The organism is Novipirellula sp., assembly GCF_041583735.1.
GTDB lineage: Bacteria > Planctomycetota > Planctomycetia > Pirellulales > Pirellulaceae > Novipirellula.
On record NZ_JBFHFD010000506.1, the window covers coordinates 1 to 6235 of the forward strand.

Consider the following 6235-nt stretch of genomic DNA (forward strand, 5'->3'; position numbering starts at 1 on the left):
AAGCGGGGTCGAAGAGCAGACGTTTATTGCCGCCTGCACCTCGTTTGTGACGATCGAAGATACAACCGCGATCGAAGTGCGATCCAACTTGACGGTGGATCAAATGTATTGGGTCTGGAATTCGGCCGCGATGGCGAACCAATTTGAATCGGGGGATCAAGGCGACCGCGTTCCTCCGGTCAGCGCGACCATCCAGTACCGCTTGGGGAAACGCATCTATCAGTGGCAAGCGGTTTTGACGCGGATTGATGGTGCGGGCATCGATTTGGACACACGCACCTACCCGTGTTTGCTGCGTGTCGATTCGCCCGCCGACCTCGTGGCTGTCGACGCGGATGCAAGTCGGGATCCCATCATGGATGGCTCGCCACTTGCCCCCAATCTTGTGATGGACGGCCCAAGACGCCTAATGCGTGGCATGTTTGTCTCGGTCACGATGAATGTCCATCCGACTCGAACGCTATACCGCGTCAACGAGATCGCGATTCGTCCAGGAAACCGCATTTGGTTAGACGTTGACGGAAAATTACGTGTGGTGCCCGTTGAAGTGGTGAGCCGGATGAACAATGGGGTGATCGTCGATGCCGATATCGATTCGGCGGTGCCGACGGCGACGATGAAAGCGGATCAGGTCGCAGTGATTGTTTCCCCGGTCAGCGACCCCAAAGACGGCATGCCCGTGATGGGATCGGGACCGACGGCGCGACAGGCGGGAAGCACTCCCACGCGAATTGCCGATGACGTTTCGGGGCTCGATTCAGAAAAGGCGGCAGGATGAGATCGCTTATCGCTTGGTCGGTCAAAAATTGGCAGGCCATGAATGTCATTATGCTCGGCACCCTGCTGCTGGGCGCATGGAGTTTGTCACAACTGCGTCGTGAGTTTTGGCCCGACTTTGAACTTTACGTCGTCAATATTTCGGTGGTCTATCCTGGTGCCAGTCCGGATGAAATCGAACAGGGCATTTTAGAAAAGATCGAAGAGGCGATTCGCACCGTTGACGGCATTGACGAAATGACCTCGTCGGCTCGCGAGGGGATCGGCAGCGTCACGCTCGAATTGGACAGCGACACCAAGCAAGCCGATGCGCAGCGAGTGTTGACCGAAGTCACCACGTTGATCGATCAAATCCCCAGCTTTCCTGAGTTGGCGGAAAAACCGGACGTTCGTTTGAACACCAATTTCACCACCGCGATTCGCGTGGCGGTGTTGGGACCCAAAAACTCGGGCGCGGGCAATGGCAACAACGACGAAGCGGTTGCCGAAGCGGCTTTGGAACTACGCCGCGTTGCTGAGCGTGTTCGCAACGATTTGTTGGCGCTACAGAGTGTGTCGGTCGCAGATTTGGTGGGCGCTCCAGACTATCAAATTGACATCGAGATTCCTGAGCATACGCTCCGTGAATACAATTTGTCGCTCAGTGAAGTCGCCGGAATCGTGCGTGCCAACAACGTTGAATTGCCAGGCGGAACGCTCAAGGGGCGGTCTCAGGAAATCTTGCTGCGCGGCAGCGACAAGAGTGAGATTGGCGAGGAGATCGCGTCGATTCCGTTGGTCAGCCAGAACAGCGGGGTGGTGTTGACGGTTGGCGACTTGGGAATCGTGCGTGACGAATTTGCGGTGGATGCGACGATCAACGAGGTCAACGGGCGGCCGGCGGTCGTGGTGTCGGTCGAATCGACCAGCGCCGACGATTTGATCGCCGTCTCGGAAGAGGTGCGTGAGTATGTGGAAAATGAGAAGGCTCGTTTGCCGGACGGGTACAGCATGCTGCACATGCGAGATCGCAGCGTTAGTGTCAAGAACCGATTGAATTTGTTGGCGTCCAACGGATGGATGGGACTGTTGTTGGTGTTCTTGGTGTTGGCGCTGTTTCTCGAGATGCGATTGGCGTGGTGGGTCGCGCTTGGCATCCCGGTATCGTTGTTGGGTGCGTGCATTTACATGCTGCAAAGCGGGCAGACGCTCAACATGACATCGATGTTTGCGTTTTTGATCGCGTTGGGAATTGTGGTCGATGATGCGATCGTGGTTGGCGAGAATATTTACGCTCATCGCGAACAAGGCAAAAGTTACCGCGACGCCGCGATCGACGGGGCGGCCGAGGTGATGCCGTCGGTGATCACGGCGATTTTGACCACGGTGATTGCGTTTGTGCCGATCATGTACCTCGAAGGCAACATCAAGCGGTTGACCGTGGTGTTACCGCTGTGCGTCGGAGCAATGTTGTTCATTTCGATGGTCGAAAGCTTGACGATCCTGCCGGCGCATTTGGCGCATCGAAGAAGCCGGTTTCTTGATGTGTTGACGTGGATCCTGTTTCCATTCCGGCCAATTGCATGGTTGTTGCACCGCAGCAATCAAGGGCTGACGCGTTTTTTAAACTGGTTCATCGAGCGAGTTTACACGCCGCTATTGAATGTATCGCTGCGAAATCCAGCGATCGTGATGTCGGCTGCCGCGGGATTGTTGATCTTGTCGTTCGGGGTGGTTCGATCGGGGATGGTCCCGTTTCTGCTGCTACCGAAAATCGACTTCGGGTTTATCACGGTCCAGATCACCTATCCGGATGGCACCCCGGTGACGGTCACCGATGCGGCGACCAAACGGTTAGAGCAAGCCATTTGGCGAATCAACCAACGTTCGATTGACGAAGGGCTGACGACCGATCCGAATGGTTTTGTCCAAGCGGTGCAGCGCACCGTCGGATCGTCGGGTGACGAGGTCGGTGCGGCTCCGGCAAGCCACGTCGGAGGCATCTTTGTGCAACTGAATGATATTGGCGAGCGGACGGTGTCGAGCGCCGACATTGTTCGCTTGTGGCGTGAAGAGTCGGGGCGTTTTCCTGGTGCAGAGGCGGTGGCTTACGGCGCCACGCCGCGTGGTCCCGCGTCGCTGCCGATCGAAATGCGATTGATGGCAACGGCCGAGAATATGGACCAAATGGACGCCGCGATCGCTCGCTGCAAAGCAAAGCTTGCGGAATATCCCTATGTGTCGGACATCGCCACGGATACACGGCAAGGCAAATGGGAATACCGAATGAAGGTCCGTGACGACGCCAAGGCGATGGGAATCTCGTTGGCGGACGTTGCCGGGACAGTGCGTGCCTCGTATTACGGCGAAGAGGTGATGCGGCTGCAACGGGGACGCCATGAAGTGCCACTTCGTGTGCGTTATCCACGCGAAGACCGCAATACGTTGGTCAGTTTTAATGGAATTCGCATTCGCAACGGAGATGGGATCGAGCGACCGCTTAGCGAAGTTGCCGATGTCGAAGTCGCTCGAGGGTATTCAGAAATCCGCCGCGTCAATCAGATGCGATCGATCGGCGTCGTGGCCGATGTGGATGAAACGCAAGGCAACGCGTTTAACGTGGTCGCGGATCTGCGAGCCAACTTTGTGCCTGAATTCGAAGCCGAATTCCCCGGGGTTCGATTGGAGTGGGCGGGGCAACAAGAGCAGACCACCGAGACGGTCAACAGTTTAATGATCGGATTTTTCGTGGTGGTCGGCGCGATGTTCCTATTGCTGACGATCCAGTTCGGGTCGTGTTGGCAAGCCATTTTGATCCTTTCGATCATCCCGTTCGGCTTTATCGGAGCCATCTTGGGGCATATCGTGATGGGGATCGAATTGACGTTGTTCAGCATTTTTGGCATCGTCGCGTTAGCGGGCGTGGTCGTGAATGATTCGATCGTGTTGGTCGATTTTATCAATCGTCGCGTCGAAGAGGGGTTACCGATTCACGAGGCGATTGTCGACGGAGGCCGACGTCGTTTTCGTGCGGTGTTGTTGACCTCCGTGACGACGGTCGCCGGGATGTTGCCAATCTTGTTGGAACGGTCCAAAGAGGCGCAAGTGGTTTCACCGATGGCGACCAGTTTGGCGTTTGGATTGACACTCAGTACAGTGTTGGTGTTAGTGCTAGCGCCGGTGATGTATCTGATCACCGCCCGGTTCTCGAGCGGTCAAGAAGTCGCGGTGGAATGAGTCGTGATTGATGGAGTTGCGATCGGTAAAGTTGTAAGGCCGGATCATCGCGACGTAGCGAAACTCGCGGAGAGTTTCGATGAACCTTCGCGGGGCCCAAACGCTTGATGAGTTTCACTACTTAGAAAATTGCTTGGGGCATTCTGCCCCGCTGCGGACTTGTGTCCCTTGAATCCCTCACGACGATACTCGAAGCGTCCGCTGAAAACCGCGTGTTTTATGCACTCAACGCGATTGTTTGCGTCTGTTTTCGCCGATGGCATGGCAAGTGCTTTTGATGGAGATCGCCTGTGGGTTGTCGTTTGTTAACGAACCTCGGCCGTTTCGAGCTGCCTGATTCTCTACGCAGGGATCCTCGGGGGCTCGCGACATCATTCAAGAATGATCCCACCTCTTCGTCAAAGGATTACATAAGATGAATCGTCCGCTTTCAAAACGTTCTAAATTGCGTGCCGCGTTATTGGCCGCTCCGCTGACCGTCGCCGCAACGGGGGCGTTGATCGCCGCTGCACCAGCGACGCACGTCAAAACCGAAACGCCCGTCGCCACCGCTCCGGTGCTACGCAGTGAATCCATCGGCGTCGCCAATGCATTGTCGGATGCATTCCGAGACGTTGCCACCCATGTATTGCCATCGGTGGTGGCAATTGAAAATCGCCCCGATATGTCTTGGCAATCGGCCAAACAGCTTGTGCCCGATCGTGGTCACTCGCTTGGCCAAGAAAATCCATTCAAGGGAACTCCGTTTGAAGACATGTTTCGAAATCAAGAGTTCGGCCAACGCGGAGGACAAACCCCTGGTCCGACGACGCCGCGGCAGGCACCTCGTTCGCAAGCGGGTATCGGTTCGGGCGTGATCATTGATTCGGCTGGGATCGTGTTGACGAACAACCATGTTGTCGAAGGCGGCGGGACGGTGATCATCAAAACGCAAGATGGGCGTGAGTTTGTTGCAACGGAGGTTTTGACCGATCCGCAAACCGATATCGCGGTGGTGAAATTCGACGGCGACTCAAGTCTAGTGGCAGCGAAGATTGGTGACAGCGATGCGATGGAAGTCGGCGATTGGGTGGTCGCACTTGGTCAGCCCTTTGGACTGGAGAGCACCGTCACCGCAGGGATCGTCAGTGCCAAGAATCGTGGCATTGGGATCACCGATCGCGAAAACTTCATTCAAACCGATGCGGCAATTAATCCGGGAAATAGCGGCGGACCGCTGGTGAATCTGCGTGGTGAAGTGATCGGGATCAATACAGCGATTTCCTCTCGCGGAGGCGGCAACAATGGCGTCGGATTTGCGGTGCCATCGAATTTGGCACACTGGGTCAGTGATCAATTGGTTCATCATGGGCAAGTCAAACGGTCGTACCTCGGGGTTAGCATCCAACCGGTCAACTACGAATTGAGCACCCAGCTTGGCGTGGCTCCCAAGAGCGGTGTGGTCGTGACGAACGTGTTCCCGAAAACGCCAGCGGCGAAGTCGGGACTAAAAACAGGTGACGTGATTGTCAATTTTGGTGGCATCCACGTCACCACGCCTCAGCAATTGCAATTGGCAGTGGAACGATCGCCGATTGGGCAAACGTTGACGGTGGATGTCGTGCGTGATGGCAAGTCGATCGAATTGTCGTACGAAGCCGAGGTAGCGCCGAATCAATTCGGGGCAAGCACCAAGTCGGCAGAAACGAGTGACGGCGTCAAAATGCAGTCGCTGGGATTGGAGATTAGCGAGTTGTCGGCCGACGTCGCGAAGCAATTGGGAATGGATTCGCAAACGGGAGTCGTCATCACGCGTGTGCAGGAAGGCAGTGCCGCGGCCGATTCAGGTTTGGAGCCCGGGATGGTGATCGTGCAAGTCAATCGTCACGATGTCGCAAATGCACACGAGTTCGAGAAACGCATTGCCGAAGACACCGATGGTTCGGTGCTGTTGTTGGTTCGAAGCGAGCAGGGTTCGCGTTTTGTAGTGGTTCGGAACTAAGCAACGTTCGGGACACCGTGCATCGTCGAACGATCCACGATGCTTCGTTTTGATCGCGGAGCGATCAACGACACTGTTTCAGTGGTAACTGCGGTCTAATGACAGGCAAACAGCCAATCCCATATACAGGGGGGAAGCCTGTGCTAATGACGGCGACCAACGTCTGACCTACAATCGACGTTGGTCGCTTTTGTTCTTCGGAAGACTCTTATGAAACTAGCATCAAAGCTGATTCTGATTTTTCTAGTCGGAGTATTTGCC

2 protein-coding genes and 1 pseudogene are annotated in these 6235 nt (G+C 55.6%); all 3 read left to right on the top strand.

Annotated features, from left to right (window positions below; translation table 11 throughout):
• A pseudogene (locus tag ABX962_RS26930) lies at window positions 1-778 on the top strand (hemolysin D); the annotation flags it as partial.
• Window positions 775-3993: an efflux RND transporter permease subunit gene (locus ABX962_RS26935; RefSeq protein WP_372724029.1), complete on the top strand. Its 3219-nt coding sequence runs from the start codon at window positions 775-777 to the stop codon at window positions 3991-3993. The pseudogene ABX962_RS26930 and the gene ABX962_RS26935, both read left to right, overlap by 4 nt.
• Window positions 3994-4408: 415 nt before the next feature.
• Window positions 4409-5974, top strand: a complete 1566-nt coding sequence (locus tag ABX962_RS26940; RefSeq protein ID WP_372724031.1) for a Do family serine endopeptidase — start codon at window positions 4409-4411, stop codon at window positions 5972-5974.
• The last annotated feature ends 261 nt before the right edge of the window (window positions 5975-6235 follow it).